General features: G+C 64.0%; 15 protein-coding genes. 5 read left to right on the forward strand and 10 right to left on the reverse strand.

Annotated elements, in window-relative coordinates; all coding sequences use genetic code 11:
- The first annotated feature begins 43 nt into the window (after window positions 1–43).
- Window positions 44–346 (forward strand): hypothetical protein, encoded by a 303-nt coding sequence (locus ACTORR_RS01795; protein WP_054886577.1) that lies wholly within the window; start codon window positions 44–46, stop codon window positions 344–346.
- A gap of 134 nt (window positions 347–480) precedes the next feature.
- Here ACTORR_RS01795 and ACTORR_RS01800 read toward each other — a convergent pair whose 3' ends face one another.
- The 4 genes from ACTORR_RS01800 to ACTORR_RS01815 all read right to left on the reverse strand — a co-directional run bounded on the left by ACTORR_RS01800 (window position 481) and on the right by ACTORR_RS01815 (window position 5836).
- Complete coding sequence (locus ACTORR_RS01800) at window positions 481–1908, reverse strand: sigma-54-dependent transcriptional regulator (RefSeq protein WP_441343518.1); 1428 nt, start codon at window positions 1906–1908, stop codon at window positions 481–483.
- Entirely contained in the window at window positions 1883–3376 is a 1494-nt protein-coding gene (locus ACTORR_RS01805; protein WP_313364578.1) for a sensor histidine kinase, read from the reverse strand. Before ACTORR_RS01805 ends, ACTORR_RS01800 begins: the two co-directional genes overlap by 26 nt.
- A 303-nt stretch (window positions 3377–3679) precedes the next feature.
- Complete coding sequence (locus tag ACTORR_RS01810) at window positions 3680–5137, reverse strand: sensor histidine kinase (protein WP_313364577.1); 1458 nt, start codon at window positions 5135–5137, stop codon at window positions 3680–3682.
- A gap of 105 nt (window positions 5138–5242) precedes the next feature.
- Window positions 5243–5836, reverse strand: coding sequence for a lytic transglycosylase domain-containing protein (locus ACTORR_RS01815; RefSeq protein ID WP_054886581.1), 594 nt, complete (start codon window positions 5834–5836; stop codon window positions 5243–5245).
- 186 nt (window positions 5837–6022) lie between these two features.
- Here ACTORR_RS01815 and gspG point away from each other — a divergent pair, with 186 nt between their 5' ends.
- Window positions 6023–6448, forward strand: a complete 426-nt coding sequence (gspG, locus tag ACTORR_RS01820) for a type II secretion system major pseudopilin GspG (RefSeq protein ID WP_054886602.1) — start codon at window positions 6023–6025, stop codon at window positions 6446–6448.
- 11 nt (window positions 6449–6459) lie between these two features.
- Window positions 6460–7650, forward strand: coding sequence for a type II secretion system F family protein (locus ACTORR_RS01825; protein WP_262110196.1), 1191 nt, complete (start codon window positions 6460–6462; stop codon window positions 7648–7650).
- Between the two features lie 55 nt (window positions 7651–7705).
- Here ACTORR_RS01825 and ACTORR_RS01830 read toward each other — a convergent pair whose 3' ends face one another.
- The gene (locus ACTORR_RS01830) at window positions 7706–8620 is read right to left on the reverse strand and encodes a site-specific integrase (RefSeq protein ID WP_313364576.1); all 915 of its coding nucleotides are present in this window, start codon (window positions 8618–8620) and stop codon (window positions 7706–7708) included.
- 132 nt (window positions 8621–8752) lie between these two features.
- Here ACTORR_RS01830 and ACTORR_RS01835 point away from each other — a divergent pair, with 132 nt between their 5' ends.
- Window positions 8753–9400, forward strand: coding sequence for a DUF1345 domain-containing protein (locus tag ACTORR_RS01835; RefSeq protein WP_441343519.1), 648 nt, complete (start codon window positions 8753–8755; stop codon window positions 9398–9400).
- A 278-nt stretch (window positions 9401–9678) separates the two neighbouring features.
- Window positions 9679–9939, forward strand: coding sequence for a DUF1652 domain-containing protein (locus ACTORR_RS01840; protein ID WP_054886585.1), 261 nt, complete (start codon window positions 9679–9681; stop codon window positions 9937–9939).
- Here the strand turns inward: ACTORR_RS01840 and ACTORR_RS01845 are convergent.
- From ACTORR_RS01845 to ACTORR_RS01865, 5 genes are all read right to left on the reverse strand, one after another.
- Window positions 9936–12023, reverse strand: a complete 2088-nt coding sequence (locus ACTORR_RS01845) for a putative bifunctional diguanylate cyclase/phosphodiesterase (protein WP_054886586.1) — start codon at window positions 12021–12023, stop codon at window positions 9936–9938. The two genes, ACTORR_RS01840 and ACTORR_RS01845, sit on opposite strands and share 4 nt — an antisense overlap.
- A gap of 316 nt (window positions 12024–12339) precedes the next feature.
- The gene (locus ACTORR_RS01850; protein ID WP_313364575.1) at window positions 12340–13827 is read right to left on the reverse strand and encodes an efflux transporter outer membrane subunit; all 1488 of its coding nucleotides are present in this window, start codon (window positions 13825–13827) and stop codon (window positions 12340–12342) included.
- Entirely contained in the window at window positions 13824–16931 is a 3108-nt protein-coding gene (locus ACTORR_RS01855; RefSeq protein WP_313364574.1) for an efflux RND transporter permease subunit, read from the reverse strand. Before ACTORR_RS01855 ends, ACTORR_RS01850 begins: the two co-directional genes overlap by 4 nt.
- Complete coding sequence (locus ACTORR_RS01860; protein ID WP_054886589.1) at window positions 16928–20026, reverse strand: MdtB/MuxB family multidrug efflux RND transporter permease subunit; 3099 nt, start codon at window positions 20024–20026, stop codon at window positions 16928–16930. The genes ACTORR_RS01855 and ACTORR_RS01860 overlap by 4 nt, the downstream gene beginning before the upstream one ends.
- Window positions 20023–21330 (reverse strand): MdtA/MuxA family multidrug efflux RND transporter periplasmic adaptor subunit, encoded by a 1308-nt coding sequence (locus ACTORR_RS01865; protein WP_054886590.1) that lies wholly within the window; start codon window positions 21328–21330, stop codon window positions 20023–20025. Before ACTORR_RS01865 ends, ACTORR_RS01860 begins: the two co-directional genes overlap by 4 nt.
- Window positions 21331–21458 lie beyond the last annotated feature (128 nt).

The following is a 21458-nucleotide window of genomic DNA, read 5'->3' on the forward strand; positions in this document are numbered from 1 at the left end:
CCCAACGCAAGTATGCGCCCTACCCAACGCAAAGGAGCTTGCCATGCCCCGTTCAACCTTGCTGCTGGTTGCCCTGCTCACTTCACCGCTGGCCCTGGCGGTCGGCACCGGGCCAACCTACCCCGATGACCCGCACAACCCGGCGCCGCAGCCGGGAGTCGACAGCACCCTCAATCCGATCGAGAAGCCCATGCCTCGGGATACCGACCCGCGCATCCAGGGCAATGACCCGGAAAGCCCGCCCGCCAGGCAGAATGAAAACCGCGACCTGCCGGGGATGGATGGCAGTGGCTCCGAGGGTACTGGGCGGCAAGGTGGAAATAATTCAGGCGGTAGTCAGCAATAAAGTCCCGCGCAGTCATTTTCATCGGGGCTGCTTTGCAGCCCTTCGCGGGCTTGCCCGCTCCCACTGAGCTCAGAAAATGCGCGGCTCCTGTGGTAGCGGGCAAGCCCGCGAAGGGCCGCAAAGCGGCCCCAGCCTCACCACTGACGCTTGTCAGGCCGGGTAAGCCCCAGCTTCTCGATGCGATAACGCAGCATGTCCCGCGACAGCCCCAGCATCCGCGCCGACTTGGTGACGTTCCAGTCAGTGCGATCCAGGGTCTTGCATACCAGGTCACGCTCCATGTCCGGCAGGCTGGTGCCAGGCTCCGGTTCATGGCGCGGCAATTCGTACACGGTCGCCGTGGGTAGAGCCACCAGCGGCTCGTCGACCAAGGTCAGGCACAGGTTCAGCTGATGCGCCTGTATCACTTCATTGGGCGCCAGCAACACGGTCTGCTCCAGCATGTTGCGCAATTCACGCACGTTGCCCGGCCAGCTGTAGCTCAACATCAAGGCTTCCGCCTCGGCACTGAAGCGCAAGTTCGGCTTGCCATAGCGGCGCCCGTGGTGCGCCAGGAAATGCCGGGCCAGCAGCAGCACATCCTGGCCGCGGGCGTATAGCCGTGGCACTTTCAGGGCGATGATGCGCAGGCGGAAGAACAGGTCACGGCGGAACTTGCCTTGCTGCACCATCTGTTCAAGGTTGCAGTTGGTGGCACTGATCACCCGTAGGTCGACCTTGCGCTCCTTGACCGCACCGATGCGGCGGATGCTGCGATCCTCCAGCAGCTTGAGCAGCTTGGCCTGCAGCACCAGGTCCATCTCGCCGATCTCGTCGAGGAACAGCGTACCGCCATCGGCCGCTTCCACCAGGCCGACACGACGCTCCTTGGCGTCGGTGAACGCACCCTTCTCATGGCCGAACAGCTCGGCCTCGAGCAGATTGGCCGGGATCGACGCGCAGTTGAATTCGATGAACGGCCCCTTGCTGCGCGAACCGTCGAAATGCAGCGCGCGGGCGACCAGCTCCTTGCCGGTCCCGGTCTCGCCTTCGATCAACACTGGCGGCAGGTCGTCACTGGCCATGCGCCGCTCGGCGTCCAGCACCTGATGCAAGGTGTGCTTGAGGGTGAGCATCGCCGGCGATTCGCCGATCAGCGCCTGAAACCCGGACTTCTGTGCCTCGCGCTCCTGGTAGAACGACAAGGTGCGCTCCATGCGCTCGGCCGCCAGGGCCTTTTCCAGGGTCAACTTGAGTTCGGCCAGCACCACCGGTTTGGTCAGGTAGTGGAATGCGCCCTCTTTCATGGCCTGCACGGCGTCTTCGACATTGCCGTACCCGGTCATCATGATCACCTTCAGGTCCGACGCCCGCTCCACCAGGGTGCGTAGCAGGTCGTGCCCGCTCATGCCCGGCAATGAGTTGTCGGTCAATACCGCATCGGGCTGGGCCCGTTTGATCTGTTCCAGCGCCAGCTCCGCACTGTTGCAGAGCGTCACCTCAAAGCCCTTGAGGCTCAGGTAGGTGCGAATGTTGTCGCCGAGGATTTCGTCATCCTCAACTACCAGGATGCTGTGCTCCATGGTCCTCTCCCGCTGCGATATTGAAAGTGAGGCTGACGCGGGTTCCTTCCTCTTCACGGCTGCTCAGGCTGACCGAGCCGCCAAACCGTTCCATGATCCGCTTGACCAGGGCCAGGCCAACACCCAGGCCGCCCTGCTTGGTCGTGAAGAATGGCTTGAACACCATTCTTTCCTGCTGCTGGCTCATGCCCTTGCCGGTGTCGCTGAGCACCAGTTGCGCACGCTGCCCCTCCTGCACGCTGACCTGCGCATGCAGGACGCCGCCCTTGGGCATGGCTTCCAGGGCATTGGAAAACAGGCTGTTGAGAATCTGCGTCAATTGCAGGGGCTGGCTGGCCACCCATAGCATGTGCGGCCCTTCGAAGCTGAAGTGCACGCCGTTGCGGTCGATCTGCTGGGCGAAGGCCTGGTGGGTATCTTCAATGGCTGCCACCAGGTCCACTGCCTCGGCGGTATCGCTGGCCGGGCGCAGCGACACCAGCAACTCGCGCACCCAGCGCGACATGCGGTCGACCTGGCAGATGATGTCATTGATGTTCTTCTGCGCCAGCGGGCTGGCTATTCCCTCGGCCAGCTCGGCGCTGGAGCGGATATTGGCCAGCGGGTTGCGCAAGCTATGGGCCACTGCGCTGGACATCTCGCCCAGGGCTACGTAAGTTTCGCTGGCCACCAGCCGGTTCTGCTGCTGATTCAGCATGAATGCAGCGCGGCGCACGATCCAGAACAGGCCGAAATAGATCAGCGCGCCACCCACCAGCGTCGAAGCCCAGATCAGCACGTAACCGCGCTGGATTCGCCGTACCAGGTCCTGCGGCTCCTTGTAGATCTCGACCATGGCCAGGACCTGGTCGCCCTGGCTATCGAACAAGGGGATGTAGTTTTCGATGAACAGGTACTTGGGTTCACGGAGGAATTTCTGCTCTTCACGGCCGCCTAGAACCTTGTGATAGCTGGCAGATACCGCCTTGCGCGAGCTGAATGCGCGGTTCAGGCCACCATCGTCTTCGATACGCTTGCCGATCAGCTCGGGGTTGGTGGACCAGACGATGGTGCGGTCTCGGGCATAGGCATTGGCCAGCAAGGTATCCGGCAAGTGCTCGATGTGGTCGAGGAACTCCGCCCGGGTCGCCGCGACAAGGCCCGGGCTGATCTGCAGATGCTGCTGGTCCAGTTGCGGGTTGAGCAGTTCGCCCATGGTGGTGCCCGGAGGGAGCTGCGAATGACGCACTTCGGCCACCGCCAGGGACTGGATGAACTGGGCGGTAAGCATGGCATCCCGCTCGACGCTGTCGCGCACCACGAAGCGGGTCGACACGTAGCCCAGCCCGCCAGCCACCGAAGCGATGATCAACAGGCTGATCAGCGAAAACCAGCGCAGCAGGTTGAACTCGCGAAGCGGTACGGCCAAGCCGGTGCTGCCAGGCAGTCCAGCGGGCTTCACGGGAACATCTTCATCGAGCATCTGCATCGCGTCGTTCCCGTACAGGGAGTCCGTTCAGAAGGTGGTCACCGCATTGCTACCGATAGTAGCAAATTGACGCCATCCCACCCGGGTAGCTATTGCCGCCAATGTCGCGCATTACCTGCTGCGGGACACTGCAAGAACTTCGCCATGCCCTATAACCAATCGTCAAATCTTTATAAATCAACAGCTTAAGCCGCATTACTGATTTAGGTTGGCGGTTCACCCCCCACATTTGGGTGCCGTATACCCATAAGTTTTTAAATACTTATGGATCAAACACTTACACGTATTTCTTGATATTTGTCTTCACAAGTGTGCCAACCGGAAGCTGAGCGAGACCCGCGTGCCATGGCCTTGGCTGCTGCTCAGGCGGACCGAGCCGCCAAAGCGCTCCATGATGCGTTTGACCAGTACCAGCCCCACACCCAGCCCACCTTGCTTGGTGCTGAAAAACGGCCGGAACGCCAAACGCTGCTGCTGCTCGCTCATGCCTTTGCCGGTGTCGGCAAGGCGCAGGGTCAGGCTGCGCCGGTCACGTTTGACCACCTCGATGCGCAACCGCCCACCGTTCTCCATCGCCTCGAGGGCATTGGCGATCAGGCTGTTGAAGATCTGGGCGAGCAACGCCGGCTGGCCAAGCACCTGCACTGGCGGTAATGGCCGCAGGTCCAGGGTTACCCCGCTGCGGGCCAGCGGCACGGCGAAGCTCTGCAGACTTTCTTGCAGGACCTGGGGTAAATCGACCGGCACCGCTTCGTCATTGAGCGGCCGCAAGGATTGCAGCAACTGACGAATCCACTGCGACATGCGATCGACCTGGCTGATGATGTCATTGATGTTGCGTTGCGCCGGGCCTTCATCGAAGGCCTGGGCCAACTCGGCGCTGGAACGGATGCTGGCCAGTGGGTTGCGCAGGCTGTGGGCCACCGCCGAGGACACCTCGCCGAGGGCCACGAAGGTCTCGCTGTTGATCAAGCGTTTCTGCTGCACCGCCATCACCCGCGCGGCGCGGCGCATGATGCCGTACAGGCCGATATAGACCAGCCCGGCACCGACGGTGATGGCCAGCCAGATTAGAATCAGCCCGTGCTCGATGCGCACGATCAGGTCTCGGGGTTCCTTGTAGATCTCCACCATCGCCGTGACGGTATCGCCGTCGGCATCGAACAACGGGATGTAGTTTTCAATCAACAGCTGTTGCGGCGGGGTCACGAACTTCTGCTCGGCACGGGCCTGCTCGAAATTGTGGTAACTGGCCGAGACCCGCATCTTGTATTCGAAGGCACGGTCCAGGTCGCCATCGCCTTCGATCAGCTTGCCCACCAGCGCCGGGTTGGTCGACCAGATCACCGTCCGGTCCGGGGCATAGATGTTGGCCAGCAGCATGTCCGGCAGGTGGGCGATATGATCCAGGAACTCACCGCGAGCCTTGCGCCGCGCTTCGGGGTCGACATCGGGCATTGCCGCACGGTCGGTGCGTGGGTCAAGCAGTTCGCCCATGGTGCGCACATTGGGGATCGCCACATGGCGCACTTCGGCGTCGGCGATCGAGGTGATGAACTGCGCGGTGAGCAAGGCGTCGCGCTCGATGCTTTCATCGATGATGAAGCGACTGGAGATCAGACCCAGGCCAGCGGCCACAGACAGGATGACCGCCAAACTCACCCAGGCGTACCAGCGCAACAGGTTGAATGACCGGTGCGCAGCAGCGGCTTCGGTGCCCGCGGGCGCCTCGAGTACTTCGGAACGGGGGGCGATGACCATGACGGACTCCACTGCCGGGCACCTTTCAAAGGTTATAGCCCAGAGTTGGGTAACCATGGCATTGCTTGAGGACGAGTTGCGCCACTTTCGCGACGCTGGCCCCATTCAGAGTGGCGAGTCATCAGCCAGCCCCTGCAGCTTGCGGTATTCGCGCAACACGGTTGGCACGTAACGGCGGGTCTCGGCGTACGGGGGGACCGCGCCGCGCCGCCGCACGGCATCGGGGCCGGCGTTGTAGGCGGCCACGGCCAGGGTAATGTCGTTGTCGAACAGGGTCAGCATGCGCTTGAGGTAGCGTGCCCCGCCCTGCACATTGTCTTCGGGGTCCAGAAGGTTTTCCACTCCCATCTCCCTGGCCGTGTCCGGCATCAGTTGCATCAGCCCCACCGCTCCGGCCGCCGACCGGGCCGTCGGGTTGTAGCCTGACTCGGCCTTGATCAGGGCATGCAGCAGCGCCAGCGGCACATCGAAATCACGGGCCGCCGCCGCCACCAGTTCGGCATAGGGTCGCCCGGTGATCATCTGCGCGTCGACCGGGCCCGCCTGGGCAAGCGATTCACTGATCACCCTTTCGTAATGGCGTCCTGGCCGGTGCACGTTGCTCAGTACATAACCACCGTTGGCATCGATGGAAATGTACATGTCGGCCTGGGCGCTTGCCGCCACCAGCCAGGTCACTACCAGGATCACCACACGCATGTCGGCTACCTCCCCGCCGTGCTCCCCCGATGTGGGGGAAATGCCCCGGAAAACCCGGGCTTTTCTGCTACGACGCAAGCACCGTGCCGCCAGCCGTGACGCATGGCGCAAGGACCCGTGACAGACGTGCACGGCTGTTGCATGGAGCTGGGCAACCTGTGTCCCCATGCAGCGGAGGGCTTCACCATGCAGCGCAAATCCAACCCCCAACGTGGTTTCACCCTGCTTGAACTCCTGGTGGTCCTGGTGGTGCTCGGTTTGTTGGCCGGTATCGTCGCGCCCAAGTACTTCAGCCAGCTCGGTCGCTCGGAAGCCAAGGTGGCGAAGGCGCAGATCGAAGGCCTGGGCAAGGCCCTGGACCTGTATCGCCTGGAGGTGGGCCATTACCCCAGCAGTGAGCAAGGCCTGCAGGCGCTGGTCACCGCCCCCAGTGGCGAGGCGCACTGGTCGGGGCCCTACTTGCAGAAGGCCGTGCCGCAGGACCCTTGGGGCCGCGCTTACATCTACCGCCAACCCGGGGAAAACGGCGGCGAATACGACCTGCTGTCGATGGGCAAGGACGGCCAGCCCGGCGGCGATGGTGAAAACGCCGAAATCACCAGCTGGCAATGAGGAGAACCGCCATGCGCTATAGCCTCAAGGCCCTCGGCAGGCAGGGCATTGTGCAGTTGCAGATCGACGCCGAGGATGCCGAGCACGCGCGTCGCCAGGCCGAAAACCAGGGGCTGCGAGTGGTCAGCGTGCGCGGCCAGGGCAAAGCCCTGGGCGGCCTGGCCTGGCGCCGTGCGGCGGCGTTCGACCTGGTGCTGTTCAGCCAGGAACTGACCACCCTGCTGCACGCTGGCCTGCCGCTGATCGATGCGCTGGAAAGCCTGGCGGAAAAGTCCCCCGTCGGCGCTACGCGCAAGGTCCTGACCGAGCTGGTACGCCAGCTCTATGAAGGCCATTCGCTGTCGCAGTCGTTGGCCAAGCAACCGCGGGTATTCCCGACGTTGTACGTGGCGCTGGTGCAGTCCAGCGAGCGTACCGGCGCGTTGGGCGATGCCCTGGCCCGCTACATCGGCTATCGCCAGCGCCTGGACCTGGTTCGGCAGAAGCTGGTGGGGGCTTCGGTCTACCCGTTGCTGCTGTTGCTGGTGGGCGGTGGTGTGGTGCTGTTCCTGCTCGGCTATGTGGTGCCGCGCTTCAGTTTGGTGTTCGAGGGCATGGGCAGCGACCTGCCCTGGTTGTCCCGGGTGCTGATGGATGTCGGCCTGTTCCTGCATGCCCAGCAGATGCCACTGGCACTGGCGGTTGCCGGCGGTATCGGGGCCTTACTGATATTGCGGCGCAACCCCCTGGTGCGGCGCTGTGCCTCCCGACAACTGCGGCGCTTGCCAGCCTTGCATCAACGCCTGCTGATGTATGAACTGGCGCGCTTCTACCGCTCGCTGGGCATTCTGCTGCAGGGCGGCATCCCGATCCTTACCGCCATGGGCATGGCCCACGGGCTGCTCGGCAGCGCTTCGGCGCAGGGCCTTGAGCAGGCCAGCCGACGCGTCGGTGAAGGGTTGCCGTTGTCGGACGCGCTGGAGGCCGGGCAGTTGGTCACTCCGGTGTCACTGCGCTTGCTGCGGGCCGGGGAACAATCGGGGAACCTGGGGGAGATGCTCGAACGCTGCGCGGATTTCCATGATCAGGAAATAGGCCGCTGGGTGGAGTGGTTCGTGAAACTGTTCGAGCCGCTGCTGATGACCTTCATCGGCCTGCTGATCGGCGGGATCGTGATCCTGATGTACATGCCGATCTTCGACCTGGCTTCAAGTATTCACTAGCCTGCAGGGCCTCTTCGCGGCGGTTCGACGCCTCGAAAGGGCCGGTGCAGGCGAATCAATAGTCGAAGCGATCCACCGCACGCCGCCGCTCGTTGTCATCGCGCCGGTCATATGCGGCCGTGGTCTGAATGTTGGCATGGTGCGCAAGCTTCTGCGCGATCGACAGGTCATGCTCCTCGATCACCCGGGTGATGAACGCGCGGCGAAAATCATGGGGCATGATTTTCACCCCGACCTGGGCACCGCGCTGGCGGGCGATGTAGTAGATCGCATGCTTGGTGATGCGTGCACGGGTGATGTGGTTGCCCCGGCGGATGCGGTTGAACAGGAACGGGTCGTCGGACGCCCCTTCGGGCAACGCGTCCCGGCGCAGATCCAGCCAGGCCTGCAACTTCTCGAAAGCCCAGGCCGGGGCATACTTGATCAGCTGCCGGTTACCTTTGCCGGTCACCTGCAGGCTGCGCGCCTCGAAGTCGACCTGACTGAGATCGATATCCACGGATTCCGACTTGCGCATGCCGGTACCGTAGAGCAAGGCGATGATCGCCGCATCGCGCACACCCTGGTGCCGCGGGTCGGCCTCGCACAAGTCCATCAGTTCGCGGATCAGGCTGCGCCGCAGGTTGCGCCCGGGTGGCAGGCGGCTGCCGGACGCCGGCTTGACTTCACGGATACGCAACAGCTGTTCATGGTCGATCAGACCTTGGCGCCACGCTTCGTTCATCACCCCGCGTACCGCGTTGACATACAGCGAGGAACTGTTTGGCGCGTACCCATCGGCGCGCAATGCCGCCACCAGCGCAATCACATGGCCAGGCTCAAGCCGGTGCCACGGCACATCGACCAGGTTGCAGTCAACGAAACCAAGCCGGTCGGCCGCATCCTGCAGGATGTAACGCATGGTCTGTTGGCTGGACGGTGCCAGCCGGGCCAGGTATTGCAGCAGTGGATTTTGTGAAAGGTCGGACAAAACGTGAATCCTGAAGCGAATCGAAGCAACGGCGCGCAATGGTACCGTAAACCAGGCGGCTTGATCGAACCCTCGCCTTGCCAAGTGATCTGTGGTCTAGAGTTCAGCCCAAGCCCCCACCTGCGAGCCCCCATGGTATTCCACCGCCTGACCCATACTCACCCGCGCCTGAGCATCGCCGCACTGGTCGGCCTGCTCGGCGCCTGGCTGATCCCGGCCGACGATATCGTCCAGCGCATCCTTGCGGGCTGGAACCTTGGCGTCTGGCTGTATCTGTTGCTGGTGCTGTGGCTGACCTGCCGCGCCACCCCCGACAAGGTGCGCAAAGTCGCCCGGGTCGAAGACGAAAACGCCGGCCTGGTGCTGTTCACCGTGTGCATCGCCGCCATCGCCAGCCTGGCCGCCGTGACGCTGCAACTGGTTTCCAGCCGCGGCCTGCAAGGCAGCGCGCAGGCGCTGCACTACCTGTACACCGGGCTGACCGTGGCCGGTTCATGGCTGTTGATCGGTTGCATCTTCAGCCTGCACTACGCCCGCCTGTTCTACACCGGCGAGCGCGATGCGCCGGCGCTGCGCTTCCCCGACGGCGAGTGCAACCCGGATTACTGGGACTTCCACTACTTCTCGTTCACCATCAGCGTTGCCGTGCAAACCTCCGACGTCGGCGTCGGCGGGCGCGGCATGCGCCGGGTGGTGCTGGCGCATTCGTTGGTGGGCTTCGTGTTCAACACGGCGATTCTCGGCTTCACCATCAACATCGCTGCCGGCCTGCTGGGCTGAATGAACGGTAGCCTGCGTCCAAGGCCATTCGTCCGAAACAAAAGCGGCCGGGGATCCTCGAAAACCGGTGCAATTTCGCCCACCCTCCGTCAGAGAGCGTCAGCCACGGCGCTCTGCTTGCCGCCGGCGCCATTGCTCACCTTGTGATCACCGTCATGCATTAGCACATTTGTCATGATTTACACGGAACATGCGCTGTGGCAGGTGCTATGGTTACCTTCCCGGCAGCCACGCAAGGTTGCCCATCACCCTGACCAGGCAAGGACAAGGAGGCTGGCATGAACAAGATGACGTTCCCCAACGCCTGCCAGGTGATGCGCTGGCACTTCCATCCGCTGGGCTTCGAAGCCACCATGGATGCCCCACGCAGTATGGTTGCCCGGCTGTTCGACCGGGCCACGGGCGAGACCCTGCTGGCCATTGCAGGTATCCCCTGCACGGCGATCATGGCCGCAGCGGATGTCGAACGCATCATCGAAGCCGTGGAAGCCGAGATGGATGCTTTTGCACCGGCCTTTGCCTTGCGTGACGCAGGCTAGACAGCCGCGACGCTTTCTTCGCGCAATGTTTGCAACCTTGCCATGAACTGCTCCGCCGGCACCGGCTGGCCCAACAGGTAGCCCTGCAGCGAATCACAGCCCAGGCGGGTCAGGAAGTCCTGCTGGCGGTCGGTTTCCACGCCTTCAGCCACGATACGCAAGCCCAGCGCCTGGCCCAGGGCGACGATCGCCGAGACAATCGCGGCGTCATCGCTGTCCTGCTCCAGGTCACGCACGAAGCCACGGTCGATCTTCAGCTCGTTGGCCGGCAAGCGCTTGAGGTACATCAGGCTCGAATAACCCGTGCCGAAGTCGTCGATGGACAGGTCCACGCCCATGTCGGAAAGCCGTTGCAACACGGCCAGGCTGGCATCGGCGTCGTGCATGGCAGTGGTTTCGGTGATCTCCAGGGTCAGGCGGTTGGCCGGCAGGCCGTTTTCCTGGAGGGCGCGGGCGACACTGTCGACCAGGCCGGCATGGCAGAACTGGATAGCCGACAGGTTGACCGCCATGCGCCATTGGCTGTGGCCTTGCTCGAGCCACTGGCGCATCTGTCGGCAGGCTTCACCCAGTACCCACTCGCCGATGGGAATGATCAGGCCGGTTTTTTCCGCCAGGCCAATGAAACGGTCCGGGAGCATCAGGCCGTGCTGTGGGTGTTCCCAACGCAGCAAGGCTTCGGCGCCGATCGGCAGGCAGGCCTGGGCGGCGAACTTGGGCTGGTAGTGCAGGCGGAACTGCCCCTGCTCCAGGGCCGTGCGCAAGTCCTGCAACAGCTGCAACTGCTGGCGCGCATTGCTGTTCATCGAGGCATCGAAGAAGCTGTAGCCGTTCTTGCCGGCGCTCTTGGCGTGGTACATGGCGGCGTCGGCATTGCGCAGCAGCTCAAGCTGGTCCTGGCCATTGCCGGGGTACAACACGATACCCAGGCTGGCGGTCAGCTGCAGGTCATGCTCGGCAACGCGGAACGCGCGCGACACCAGGTTGACCTGTTTGGCCGCCACGTCCATGGCGTCCTCAGGCTCCTGCAGCTCCACCAGCAGCACGAATTCGTCACCGCCGATCCGCGCCAGGGTGTCCTGGCTGTGCAGGTGGCCACGCAGGCGGGCCGCGACGGCCTTGAGCAGCAGATCGCCGACATGGTGGCCAAAAGCGTCGTTGACCGGCTTGAAACCGTCCAGATCGATGAACATCAGCGCAAAGCAGCCGCCCTGCTCCGCCACCTTGCCAATCGCTTGCTCGATGCGGTCGGACAATAGCGTGCGGTTGGGCAAGCCGGTCAAGGTGTCGTGCAAGGCCAGCTGGGTCAGCTCCTGGTTGGCCAGGGTCAGCGAATGGGCCAGCGCTGCCGTTCGCGCTTCAAGGCGTGCATCCAGCACCGAGGTGAGCAGCACCACAGCCAGCACCGCCAAGGTAGTGATCAGCACCAGATAGACCAGGCCATCGCCCTGCAGGCCATCGCTCAACGCACCACAGAAGCTGCCCTCGGGAAAGTTCGCTGCCGCCATGCCGGTGTAGTGCATGCCGACGATCGCAACACCCATCACCATCGCCGCCAGGCCGCGGATCTGGCGCACGTATGGCGTGTGCTGACGCAGGCGAAAGGCAATCCACAGCGCGGCCGCCGAGGCACCTACCGCGATGGCCAGCGAGGCGCCGAACAAGGCCGGGTCATAATCGATGCCGGGCAGCATGCGCAGCGCCGCCATGCCGACGTAATGCATGCAGGCGATGCCCGTGCCCATGATCAGGGCGCCAAACGCCAGCTGCAACCGGGGCATGCTGGGCTGGCTGACCAGCCACAGGGCGAAACCGGAAGATAGTACGGCAATCAGCAGGGACAACGCGGTCAGGCCGATGTCGTAGCCCAGGGCGATGGGCAGGCTGAAAGCGAGCATGCCGATGAAGTGCATCGACCAGACGCCGATGCCCATGGCCAACGCGCCGCCGCCCATCCACAGATGCACGGCACGGCCCTTGGCCGTGGCGATACGGCCAGTCAGGTCGAGAGCGGTGTAGGAAGCAAGGATGGCCACGCAGAGTGATATGAGCACCAGCGCGGAGGAGTAAGTACCGGTCAGCATTGGAAAATCCAGCTCGGGACAGGGGGCCCGAAAAAACTGACGATTGTACTCAAGCTTTGGCGAAACGCACGGGCTTTGTGCGAATGGGGATGGATCCAACGAACGACACGAGATTTCGGAATGCTTGATCTAGAGCGCTTTCATCACCGAATGAAGGCACATTGCCATTTGTCGGTTGACCCGCATCTTGCAGGAGCGGCCTTGTGTCGCGAAAGGGCTGCGGAGCAGCCCCAGCAATTATTGGGTAAACGCCAACATCGTGGGGCTGCTACGCAGCCCTTTCGCGACACAAGGCCGCTCCTACAATGAACGCGCCTTAGTCCTGCCGGGCAAACGCCTGTTCGGCATCCCAGCCGCCGCCCAGCGCGGCTATCAGTTGCACGCTGGCCACCAGCCGCCCCTGCAACAGGGTCAAAGCACTGCGTTCGTTACTCAGCGCGGTGGTCTGCACGTTGACCACATCGAGGTAACCGATCAGGCCCGCCCGGTACTGGTTCTCGGTCAGGCGCAACGATTCGCGTGCCGCGTCCAGCGCTTCCTGGCGCACCACGGCTTCGTCGGCATACACCTTCAACTGCACCAGGAAGTTCTCAACCTCCTTGAAACCGTCGAGTACGGTCTGGCGGTACTGCGCCACGGTCTGGTCATACACCGCCCGGGTGCGGTCAACTTCGGCGCCGCGCTTGCCCGCGTCGAACAAGGTCATCGCCAGTTGCGGCCCCACCGACCAGTAGCGGTTGGGCAGTTCGATCCAGTTGCTGAAGCTGCTGCTGGAATAGCCACCGCTCATGCTCAGGCTCAAGTCCGGGAAGTAGGCAGCACGGGCCACGCCGATATTGGCGTTGGCGGCCATCACGTTGCGCTCGGCCGAGGCGATATCCGGGCGGCGTTCGAGCAGTTGCGACGGCAGCGTCAGCGGAATCTGCGGCAGTGCCGGAATGCTTTTGCTGTCGGCCAGGGAGAACTCCGCCGGGGCCTTGCCCAGCAGCACGGCGATGGCATTCTCGAACTGCGCGCGCTGCCAGACCAGGTCGATCAGGTCCGCTTGCGTGGACTTCAACTGGGTACGCGCCTGCGCCACCGCGTCCGGGCCGGCAACGCCAGCGCGATACTGGTTTTCGTTCATCCGCAGTGAGCGCTCATAGGTTGCGACGGTGGCTTCGAGCAAGCGCTTCTGTTCGTCGATCACCCGCAGTTGCAAGTAGTTCTGTACCAGTTCGGACTGCTGGCTGAGGCGAATCGCGGCCAGGTCGGCGAAGCTGGCTTCGGCGCTGGCCTCGTTGGCGTTCAGGGTCTCGCGCAGCTTGCCCCACAGGTCGACTTCCCAGCTTACGCCGAGCTGCGCGTTGTAGGTGTTGCGGATGCCGCTGCTGTTGTTGGACAGGCTCGAACTGGAACTGCCGGTGCCTTGTGCCGAGCGGTTCTTGCTGGCACTCAGGTCCAGGCTGGGGAACAGCGACGCCCGGCTGCTGCGCACCAGGGCCTGGGCCTGACGATACTGGGCTTCGGACTGCGCGACGGTCTGGTTGCTGCGGTTGAGCTCCTCGACCAGCGCATTCAACCCGGCGTCGCCGTAGATTTCCCACCAGGCGCCACGGGCAATGGCATCGGACGGATTAGCCTGGGTCCAGCCTTCGGCCTGCTTGTACTGCGCCGGGGTGCTCAGCTGCGGGCGGTGGTAGTCCGGGCTCAGGGTACAGGCACTGAGCATGGCCACGCACAGACCGGTGCCGGCCAGGCGAGAGCCCCGCCCACGGGTCAAGAGCTGCAAGGCACGGTGAAGTCGGGTCTGGGCGAAGTTCATAGCGGTGTGTCCAGGGCGGCGTCGGTGCGTACACCGCGCCAATGGTTGAATCGGTGACGCAAGCGGTCCAGGTAAAGGTAAACCACCGGCGTCGTGTACAGGGTCAGCAGCTGGCTGACGACCAGGCCGCCAATGATGGTCAGGCCCAGCGGCTGGCGCATCTCCGCACCTTCGGCACGGCTGATCAGCAGCGGCAAGGCGCCCAGGATGGCGGCCAGGGTAGTCATCAGGATCGGCCGCAGGCGCAGCAGGCAGGCGCGGCGGATCGACTCCTCCGGGCTCAGGCCCTGGTGACGCTCCAGCTGCAGCGCCAGGTCGATCATCAGGATGGCGTTCTTCTTCACCACGCCGATCAGCAGGAACAGGCCCAGCAACGAGATCAGGCTGAACTCGCCGCCGGTGGCGTACAGGGCGAGCAAGGCACCGACGCCAGCCGAGGGCAAGGTCGACAGGATGGTCAGCGGGTGGATGTAGCTTTCGTAGAGGATGCCCAGCACCAGGTACACCAGCACCAGGGCGCCGAGGATCATGAACGGCTGCCCTTCCTGGGTCTTGGCGAAGGCACTGGCCGTGCCACCGAGCTTGGCGATTACTTCCTCGGGCAAGCCCAGCTTGGCAACCTCCCGCTCCACGGCAGCCATGGCCTGGTCGGGGCTGTAGCCTTCGGCAATGTCGAAGGCAATGTCTTCGGAGGCGAACTGGCCTTCATGGCTGACCCGATCGTTGGCCAGGCTGTTCTCGTAACGGGCGATGGTCGACAGCGGCACCCGCGCACCGTCACTGGTGATGACCTGCACCTGTTCCAGCGTGCTCGGGTCCCAGGCGTATTTCGGGTTGATCTCCAGCACCACCTGGTACTGGTTGAGGCTGTCGTAGATGGTCGAGATCTGCCGCTGGCTGTAGGCGTTGTTCAGCACGGCGGTGACCATGTCCATGTCGATGCCCAGGCGCTTGGCCTGGTCACGGTCGACCACCAGGGTCACCTGCTGGGTGCCGGAACCGTCGCGGGCATCGATGGCGGTGAGCTCGGGCAATGCGCGCAGTGCCGCGACCACCTTGGGGAACCACTGGCGCAGGGCCGCCAAATCGCCGCTCTGCAGGGTATACAGGTATTGCGAGGAGGACTGGTCGCGGCCACCGCCGCCCAACTGCAGGTCCTGGTCGGCCATCAGGAACAGCCGCCCTCCCGCGACCTTGGGCATTTCCTTGCGCAGGCGCTCGATGATCTTCTGCGCGTCGAGCTTGCGCTCGCTGATCGGTTTCAACCGCACCAGCACCATGGCGTTGTTGGTGCCGCTGTTGCCACCGATGAAGCCGGCCACGCTTTCCACTGCCGGGTCGGCGAGCAAGGCGCGGCGGTAGATTTCCATCTTCGGTTGCATCACGTTGAACGACAGGCCGTCGTCACCACGGATGAAGCCGATCAGCTGGCCGGTGTCCTGTTGCGGTATCAAGGTCTTGGGCACCACCACGTACAGGGCGACGTTCAGGCCGATGGTCGCCAACAGGCTGATCAGGGTCAGGCGCCTGTGGCGCAAGGCCCAGCCAAGGCTTCGGTCATAGACATCGACCATGCGCTGGTGGGCCCTGTCGCTCCAGCGCTGCAGGCGTGTCGGCTCGGCGCGGTGCGGCTTGAGCCAGCGGGCGCAGAGCATCGGCGTGAGGGTCAGCGAAACCACCAGCGAGACGATGATGGCCGCCGCCAGGGTGACCGAGAACTCCTGGAACAGGTTGCGCACGATGCCGCCCATGAACAGGATCGAGACGAATACCGCCACCAGCGATACGTTCATCGACAGCAAGGTGAAGCCGACCTCCTTGGCGCCCAGGAACGCCGCACGCATCGGGGGCTGGCCGTCCTCGATGTGCCGGGAGATGTTCTCCAGCACCACGATGGCATCGTCGACAACCAGCCCGGTGGCAAGGATCAGCGCCATCAGCGACAGGTTGTTCAGCGAAAAACCGCACAGGTACATCACCGCGAAGGTGCCCACCAGCGACACCGGCACCGCCAGGCTGGGGATCAGCGAGGCGCGCAAGCTGCCGAGGAACAGGTAGACCACCAGGATCACCAGCACCACGGCAATCAGCAGCGTGTGCTCGGCCTCCTTCAGGGTCGCCTTGATCACGGGCGAGCGGTCCATGGCCACGTTCAACTGGACGCTGGCCGGCAGCAACGACTGCAGGGCCGGCAGCTGCGCCTTGATCTGGTCGACGGTTTCGATGATGTTGGCGCCGCTCTGGCGGTTGACCACCAGCAGCACGGCGCTCTGGTCGTTGAAGAAGCCGCTGTTGTAGCGGTTCTCGACGCCATCGGTAATGGTGGCCACGTCCGACAGCCGCAGGATGGTGCCATTCGACTGGCGGATCACGATCGGCTCGTAGTCCTTGGCGGTTTCCAGCTGGTCGTTGGCCCTCACCTGCCAGTTGCGCCCGGCATCCTCGACAAAGCCCATGGGCCGGCGCTGGTTGGCGTTGGAGACCGCCGTGCGCACCTCGTCCAGCGACAGGCTGTACTGGTTGAGCAGCTGAGGCTCCACGGCGATGCGCACCGCTGGCAGCGAGCTGCCACCGATCTGCACTTCGCCGACCCCGCTGACCTGCGCCAGGCTCTGCGACAGGATGGTATCGGCCAGGTCGTACAGCTGGCCCTTCTGCAGCACGCTGGAGGTCAGCGAGAGCACCATGATCGGCGCCTGCGACGGGTTGATCTTCTTGTAGGTGGGCATGCTGCGCATGCCGCTGGGCAACAGGTTGCGCGTGGCATTGATCGCCGCCTGCACCTCACGTGCGGCACCGTCGATGTCGCGCCCCATCTCGAAACCGATGATCACCCGGGTCGAGCCCTGGTTGGAGCTGCTGGTCAGGGTGGTGACGCCGGCAATGCTGCCAAGCTTGCGTTCCAGCGGCGTGGCCACGGTGGCGGCCATGACCTCCGGGCTGGCCCCGGACAGGTTGGCTTGCACGACGATCACCGGGAAGTCCATCTGCGGCAACGGCGCCACCGGCAGCAAGCCGAAGCTGACACCACCGAGCAGCATGATCGCCAGGCTCAGCAGCATGGTCGCCACGGGCCGGCGAATGAACGGTGCGGACAGGTTCATGCCTCGGCCTGCTGCGCGTCAGCGGCCGGGCGCCAGCGGCGGGCCAGACGGTCGAAGTACAGGTAGATGACCGGTGTGGTGAATAGCGTCAGCACCTGGCTGACCAACAGGCCGCCAACCATCACCAGGCCCAGCGGCTGGCGCAGCTCGGCACCGGAACCGGTGGCCAGCATCAGCGGCACGGCGCCGAACAATGCGGCCAGGGTGGTCATCAGGATTGGCCGGAAGCGCAGCAGCGCCGCCTGGTAAATCGCATCGCGCGGGCTCATGCCCTGGTTGCGCTCGGCCTCCAAGGCAAAGTCGATCATCATGATCGCGTTCTTCTTGACGATGCCGATCAGCAGGATGATGCCAATGATGGCGATCATGCCCAGGTCGTTGCCGCTGAGGATCAGTGCCAGCAACGCGCCGACTGCCGCCGACGGCAAGGTCGAGAGGATGGTCACCGGGTGGATGTAGCTCTCGTACAGCACGCCCAGCACGATGTACATGGTCACCACGGCCGCCAGGATCAGCAGCAAGGTGCTCGACAGCGAGGCCTGGAAGGCTTCGGCGGCCCCCTGGAAGCGGGTTTGCACACCGAGCGGCATGCCGATGTCCTGCTGCACCTGCTCGATCACCTTGACCGCCTCGCCCAGCGACGCTCCCTGGGCCAGGTTGAACGACAGTGTCACTGCGGGGAACTGGCCGATGTGCGAGATGGCCAGCTGTGCCTGGCGCTGCTCGATCCGCGCCAGTGCCGACAGCCGCACCTGGCCGCCATCGGTGGCCTTGACGTGGATCGATTCCAGCGCCTGCGGGCCGATGACTGCCGCGTCCTGCGACTGCAGCACCACGCGGTACTGGCTGGCCTGGGTGTAGATGGTTGAAATCTGCCGCTGGCCGAAGGCATCGTACAGGGCGTTGGTGATCTGCGACACGCTGATGCCCAGCCGGCTGGCCATGTCACGGTCGATCACCAGGTACACCTGCAGGCCCTTGTCCTGCAGATCACTGGCCACATCCTGCAACTCCGGGCGCTGCTGCAGGGCGTGCACCAGCTTGCCGCTCCACTGCGCCAGCAAGTCAGCGTCAGGTGAAGACAGGCTGAACTGGTATTGGGTGCGGCTGACCCGGTCCTCGATGCTCAGGTCCTGCACCGGTTGCATGAACAGGCGGATACCGACCAGCTTGTCGAGCTGCGGTTGCAGGCGGCTGATGACTTCCCCGGCGCTGACATCACGCTCGCCGTGGGGCTTGAGGTTGATCAGCATGCGGCCACTGTTGAGCGTGGCGTTGTCGCCGTCGACACCGATGTAGGACGACAGGCTCTGCACCGCCGGGTCTTGCAGGATCACCTTGCTCAGCGCCTGTTGGCGCTCGCTCATGGCGGCGAACGAGGTGGATTGCGGCGCTTCGGAAATACCCTGGATCACCCCGGTGTCCTGCGCCGGGAAGAAGCCCTTGGGCACCACCATGTACAGCAGCACGGTGAGTGCCAAGGTCGCCACGGCCACCAGCAAGGTCAGCGGCTGGTGCTTGAGCACCCACTGCAGGCCGCGGCCGTAGTGTTCGATCATCCAGTCGATCCAGGCACCGCTGGCGCGGTAGAAGCGGCCCTGCTCTTCCTCCCTTGGCTCGCGCTTGAGCAGGCGCGCGCACATCATCGGCGTCAAGGTCAGCGACACCACCAGGGAAATCAGGATGGCCACCGCCAGGGTGATGGCGAATTCGCGGAACAGCCGGCCGACCACATCGGCCATGAACAGCAACGGGATCAGTACCGCGATCAACGAGAAGGTCAGCGAAATCAGGGTGAAGCCGATCTGCCTGGCACCTTTGAGTGCCGCCTGCAGCGGCGTTTCGCCTTCCTCGATGTGGCGCGAGATGTTCTCGAGCATGACGATGGCGTCGTCGACCACGAAACCGGTGGCAATGGTCAGGGCCATGAGCGTCAGGTTGTTCACCGAGAAGCCGGCCAGGTACATCACGCCGAAGGTGCCGATCAGCGACAGCGGTACGGCAATCGAGGGAATGATCGTGGCGCTGAAGCGGCGCAGGAACACGAAAGTCACCATCACCACCAGCACGATGGCGATCAGCAGCTCATGTTGCACGTCCTTGACTGCAGCGCGGATGGTTTGCGTGCGATCGGTCAGCACCGACACATCGAGGCCGGCCGGCAGGTTATCGGTGACCGATGGCAGCAGCGCCTTGATGCGGTCGACCACGTCGATGACGTTGGCCCCAGGCTGGCGCTGGATATTCAGCAGCACGGCCTGGTTCTGGTTGGCCCAGGCAGCCAGGCGTTCGTTCTCGGCGCCGTCGACGATCTCGGCGACGTCCTTCAGGCGCAGCGGCGCGCCATTGTTGTAGGCGAGAATGAGGTTGGCGTATTCCTCCGGCGAGCGCAGCTGGTCGTTGGCGTCGAGCATCGACACCCGGGTCGGGCCGTCGAAGTTGCCCTTGGGCTGGTTGACGTTGGACGCGCCGATCAGGGTGCGCACATCGTCGAGGTTGAGGCCGTTGGCCGCCAGTGCGTCGACGTTGACCTTGATCCGCACCGCCTGGCGCTGGCCGCCGGCGATGCTGACCATGCCCACCCCGCTGATCTGCGCGAGCTTCTGCGCCACCCGGGTGTCGACCAGGTCGTTGAGCTTGGGCAGCGGCATGGTCTTGCTGGAAATGGCCAGGGTCAGCACCGGGGTGTCGGCCGGGTTGACCTTGTTGTATACCGGCGGCGCAGGCAGGTCGCTGGGCAACAGGTTGCTGGCGGCGTTGATCGCGGCCTGCACCTGTTGCTCGGCGACGTCCATGTTCATGTCCAGGCTGAAGCGCAGGGTCAGCACCGAGGCGCCGCCGGAGCTGGTCGATGCCATCTGCTCAAGGCCGGGCATCTGGCCGAACTGGCGCTCCAACGGTGCGGTGACAGCACTGGTCATCACCTGTGGGCTGGCGCCCGGGTACAGGGTCATGACCCGGATGGTCGGGTAGTCGACCTGGGGCAAGGCGGAAACGGGCAACAACTTGTAGGCGATCAGCCCGGCCAGGACGATGGCCAGCATGGTCAGCGTGGTAGCGACCGGGCGCAGGATGAACAGGCGTGACAGGTTCATGCGCCCGCCCTGGCTGCCGCTTTGCCGGAAGGCGCCTCATCGCTCTGGGCTGATCCCTTGGCGTCCTGGCCCTGCAGGTGCTGACCGGGGGTGGTCGGCACTTGCGAGCTGTCTTCGACCACTTCGACCTTGGTCCCTTCACGCAGGCGGTCGGTGCCTTCCAGCACCAGGCGCTCACCGGCCTTGAGGCCCTCAAGGATGACACTGTTCTGGCCATCGCTGGCGCCAACCTTGAGCTTGCGGATGTTGACCGTGCCCTGGTCATTGACCACGTAGGCGAAGGTGCCCTCGTTGCCGAACTGCACGGCCGCGGCCGGCGCCATCACCACCTGCTTGAGGGTGTCGGCCAGCAGACGCACGTTGACGAACTGATTGGGGAACAGGGCCAGGTCCTTGTTCTCGAAGCGGCCTTTGAACTTCAGGGTACCGGTGGTGGTGTCGATCTGGTTGTCGATGCTGCCCAGCACGCCGGTCGACTGCAGTTTGCTGTCGGTGCGGTCCCAGGCCTCGACCGGCAGGCTGGCGCCGCTGCGGTAACGGTCAAGCACGGTGTTCAGCTCGGTCTCGGGCAAGGTGAAGGCGACGCTGATCGGCTCGGTCTGGGTGATCACCACCAGGGCGGTGGTGTCGTTGGCCGCCACCAGGTTGCCCAGGTCGAGCTGGCGCAGGCCCACGCGGCCGTTGATCGGGGCGCGGATCTGGGTGAAATCGAGGTTCAGGCGGGCATCGTTGACCTGAGCCTGGTTGGTCTTGACCAGACCCTGGAACTGCGCAACCTGAGCTTCGGCTGTATCGAGGGTCTGCTTGGCGATGCTGTCCTGGGCATACAGGCCCTTGTAGCGCGCCAGGTCGACCTGGGCGTTCTTCAGTTGCGCCTGGTTCTGTGCCAGGGTGCCTTCGGCCTGCTGCAATGCAATGCGGTAAGGGCGCGGGTCGATTTCCGCGAGCAGGTCGCCTGCCTTGACCTGCTGGCCCTCCTTGAACAGGATTTTCACCAGCTCGCCGGCCACCCGGCTGCGCACATTCACCGTGTTGGTCGCCGTGACAGTGCCCAAGGCCTTGTAGTAGAGCGGGAAGTCGCCCACTCGCACCGGCTCGACACGCACCGGCACCGGGTCGGTGGAGCCGCCGAAACCCGGCCGGCCCATGCCCATCCCCATGCCTTTGTTGCCGCGCCCCGCGCTGGCCGCTTTGTGGGCAGGCGTTGCCGCAGGCCACAGCCACCAGGCCAGCAGGGCCACCAGCAGCAGGATCAGCAGGCCGACGAGCCAGCGACGAGGGGATCGGGAATTGGACACTTGCATGGGTTGAACGAACCTTGTTCAGAAATGGCGGCTTGGGAAGGTTGAACGATAAGCACTGGCTCTGTTTTAGCAAAGGCCCTTTACCAGAGGTTTACCTTTGCCTGACGTTGCCAAAAGGCTGAACTTTA

The organism is Pseudomonas sp. SAR267, from assembly GCF_052077595.1.
Taxonomy (GTDB): Bacteria; Pseudomonadota; Gammaproteobacteria; order Pseudomonadales; family Pseudomonadaceae; genus Aquipseudomonas; species Aquipseudomonas vlassakiae.

Coding starts and splice junctions, on each gene's coding strand:
- ACTORR_RS01855 (WP_313364574.1), bottom strand. CDS start 16,931: ATGAACCTGTCCGCACCGTTCATTCGCCGGCCCGTGGCGACCATGCTG.
- ACTORR_RS01825 (WP_262110196.1), top strand. CDS start 6,460: ATGCGCTATAGCCTCAAGGCCCTCGGCAGGCAGGGCATTGTGCAGTTG.
- ACTORR_RS01860 (WP_054886589.1), bottom strand. CDS start 20,026: ATGAACCTGTCACGCCTGTTCATCCTGCGCCCGGTCGCTACCACGCTG.
- ACTORR_RS01845 (WP_054886586.1), bottom strand. CDS start 12,023: ATGCTGACCGGTACTTACTCCTCCGCGCTGGTGCTCATATCACTCTGC.
- ACTORR_RS01835 (WP_441343519.1), top strand. CDS start 8,753: ATGGTATTCCACCGCCTGACCCATACTCACCCGCGCCTGAGCATCGCC.
- ACTORR_RS01815 (WP_054886581.1), bottom strand. CDS start 5,836: ATGCGTGTGGTGATCCTGGTAGTGACCTGGCTGGTGGCGGCAAGCGCC.
- ACTORR_RS01850 (WP_313364575.1), bottom strand. CDS start 13,827: ATGAACTTCGCCCAGACCCGACTTCACCGTGCCTTGCAGCTCTTGACC.
- ACTORR_RS01805 (WP_313364578.1), bottom strand. CDS start 3,376: ATGCAGATGCTCGATGAAGATGTTCCCGTGAAGCCCGCTGGACTGCCT.
- ACTORR_RS01800 (WP_441343518.1), bottom strand. CDS start 1,908: ATGGAGCACAGCATCCTGGTAGTTGAGGATGACGAAATCCTCGGCGAC.
- ACTORR_RS01865 (WP_054886590.1), bottom strand. CDS start 21,330: ATGCAAGTGTCCAATTCCCGATCCCCTCGTCGCTGGCTCGTCGGCCTG.
- ACTORR_RS01810 (WP_313364577.1), bottom strand. CDS start 5,137: ATGGTCATCGCCCCCCGTTCCGAAGTACTCGAGGCGCCCGCGGGCACC.
- ACTORR_RS01795 (WP_054886577.1), top strand. CDS start 44: ATGCCCCGTTCAACCTTGCTGCTGGTTGCCCTGCTCACTTCACCGCTG.
- gspG (WP_054886602.1), top strand. CDS start 6,023: ATGCAGCGCAAATCCAACCCCCAACGTGGTTTCACCCTGCTTGAACTC.
- ACTORR_RS01840 (WP_054886585.1), top strand. CDS start 9,679: ATGAACAAGATGACGTTCCCCAACGCCTGCCAGGTGATGCGCTGGCAC.